At 62.4% G+C, this 1,963-nt stretch carries 4 protein-coding genes; 2 read left to right on the top strand and 2 right to left on the bottom strand.

The features are described 5' to 3' along the window. Together CFR71_RS15610 and CFR71_RS15605 are read left to right on the top strand one after the other, a co-directional pair. On the top strand, positions 1-466 hold a 466-nt coding region (locus CFR71_RS15610; RefSeq protein WP_133251189.1), incomplete at its 5' end, for a 3'-5' exonuclease. Between the two features lie 130 nt (positions 467-596). Continuing rightward, the gene (locus CFR71_RS15605; protein WP_110532217.1) at positions 597-1,031 is read left to right on the top strand and encodes a hypothetical protein; all 435 of its coding nucleotides are present in this window, start codon (positions 597-599) and stop codon (positions 1,029-1,031) included. Here CFR71_RS15605 and CFR71_RS15600 read toward each other — a convergent pair. Both CFR71_RS15600 and CFR71_RS15595 read right to left on the bottom strand, forming a co-directional pair. Further along, a complete protein-coding gene (locus tag CFR71_RS15600) occupies positions 1,025-1,630 on the bottom strand; it encodes a nuclease-related domain-containing protein (RefSeq protein WP_239020459.1) in 606 nt (201 codons plus the stop codon). The genes CFR71_RS15605 and CFR71_RS15600 overlap by 7 nt on opposite strands. Before the next feature lie 155 nt (positions 1,631-1,785). Beyond that, the gene (locus tag CFR71_RS15595) at positions 1,786-1,953 is read right to left on the bottom strand and encodes a winged helix-turn-helix transcriptional regulator (RefSeq protein WP_456306465.1); all 168 of its coding nucleotides are present in this window, start codon (positions 1,951-1,953) and stop codon (positions 1,786-1,788) included. Between the last annotated feature and the right edge of the window lie 10 nt (positions 1,954-1,963).

The following is a 1,963-nucleotide window of genomic DNA, read 5'->3' as shown; positions in this document are numbered from 1 at the left end:
GGATGAAGCCGCAACCCAGCGCGAAAACCTCGCGGAACTGATCGAACTGGCCCAGGGTTTCCGGCGCGTGGAACACCTGCTGGAGCATGCGGCACTGGCTGGCGGAGCACCTGGAGAAAAAGGTCGTGATCGCGTTCAGCTCATGACCATGCACCGGTCGAAAGGACTGGAATTCCGGGACGTCTTTCTTCCTGCGTGGGAAGAGGCGATTTTCCCCGGTGCGATGTCGTGCAATCCCGAAGAGGAGCGTCGCCTTGCCTATGTGGCGCTGACCCGGGCGATGGAGCAGGCCACGATCACGTTCTGTGATTATCGCCAGGGCGGATCTTCCCGTCCGAGCCGGTTCATTGACGAAATTCCACTCGAGAACCGGGTCAGCAGCTGGAATCTCGGCAGGAACGAACCACGCCAGTCTGACGGTCGTTGGAGGCAGGTTGATCAGGAACTGAATGCGCTTGGCTTGTGAATGCGGACAATGCATGCTCCGGCAGCGGCGACATGCGTTCGCGCGGCCGGGGCATTGCACCAAACAGGCTGGTTCCGCCCGACGCTTCGGTCTTAAATTGTTTTTCTTTTGGTCGAAGGACGTCTGCTTTATGGCGAAAAAGCCAGTGCCGCCGATTGAGCCCGATGACTGGGATGATGACGAGGCGGGTTTCCTGCAGCCTCTGGAGCCACCGCCGCCCGTCCGGGATCCGACGGATCTAAGGCTGCATACGCGCCAGCTCGCCGACCTTCTTCGGGCCAGATTTCCCGACAGGTGGGTCGGTGTGGAAATCGGCACGCTTCCGTTGCGGTGTGAGGACGACCTGTTCTCCGATTTCATTGACCTTGGAGATGGCCTCGGGGCCCGCCTCGATTATGACCCCGAGGAGCCGGAGCGGGTACTCTGGATCAGTGCCGGCAACCGTGACCATGGTGGTGAGCCGCTCGATTTTCCCCGCGATAGCGAGGCCTGTCGCGGGCGCATGCTTTCAACCGCGGAAATCGCGGAACTGCTCGATTTTCTCGACAGGGAGGCTGCTTACTGATGCCCGCCAGCATGGCAGGCAAGCCAGATGCGCCGCCATGCGTCAATCAGTGTGCCCCGCGGCACGTTGCGCTCAAGATCGTGCAGCAGGGTTTCCAACTCGGAAAGGGAAAGGGTGCAGGCCACAAGCGCAGGTGACAGGACCGCAGTTCCCGTCATCACAACATGGCTGAAGACCTGAATGGTCGGGTCCACGAGGCGGGCCAGCGCGTAGACGGCGCGGCAATGGGCGGCATTCTGCATCACCGGGCTGTAAATCAGCCGGGGCGGGGCGTCTGGCGCCTCGCCCGCGAAACGCTGGCGCCACCGTTCATCTTCCGGGTGCCCGGTCAGTTCGCCGCCATACCGCTTTGTCTCCACGACATGGATGCCCCTCGGGCTGAGGAACAGGTGGTCAATCTGGGTGGTCTTGCCGTCGCCCGTCGGCAGTATGGCATCGTGCAGCACGGCCAGGCCGCTCCGGTCGAGCACGTGGGCTACGGCGCTCTCTCCTTTCTCGCCCTGGATGGCGGCGCGAAAGGACCGCCAGACCTGCGCCTCATGGGCCGTCAGCCGGCACCTGCCGGGAGGCTTCACGCGATGACGTCGAAGTCTCACCACGCAGTCTACCCTCTGTAGTTCTATGTCTCGGTATGATGTCCCGTATATCTGTCCATCATGCGACTGCAGCTGGAAATGTCGGGAACCGTGCGTGCTCGGGGTGAGCGTCCGGGTGCATGTCCGCAATGTGGATCCGGATCACCAACAGTGCCCGCTCATTCGCCAGCCTGAACGCAGGAGACCGGACAATCGCGGGCATGCTCGTCCAGGTCCGCAGGGGATTCAGGATCCCGCCTGAACCCGGTATTCTCGTCCCCCCATTTCTTGAGGGCCATGATGACCGGCTCCAGGGTCCGTCCCCGTGCGGTCAGGCTGTATTCCACCTTCGGGGGC

Origin of the sequence: Novacetimonas pomaceti, from assembly GCF_003207955.1 — a bacterium.
GTDB classification, from domain to species: domain Bacteria; phylum Pseudomonadota; class Alphaproteobacteria; order Acetobacterales; family Acetobacteraceae; genus Novacetimonas; species Novacetimonas pomaceti.
Note: the sequence above shows the minus strand (reverse complement) of the source record. Positions and strands in the feature narration are given on the sequence as shown.

Coding starts and splice junctions, on each gene's coding strand:
- CFR71_RS15605 (WP_110532217.1), top strand. CDS start 597: ATGGCGAAAAAGCCAGTGCCGCCGATTGAGCCCGATGACTGGGATGAT.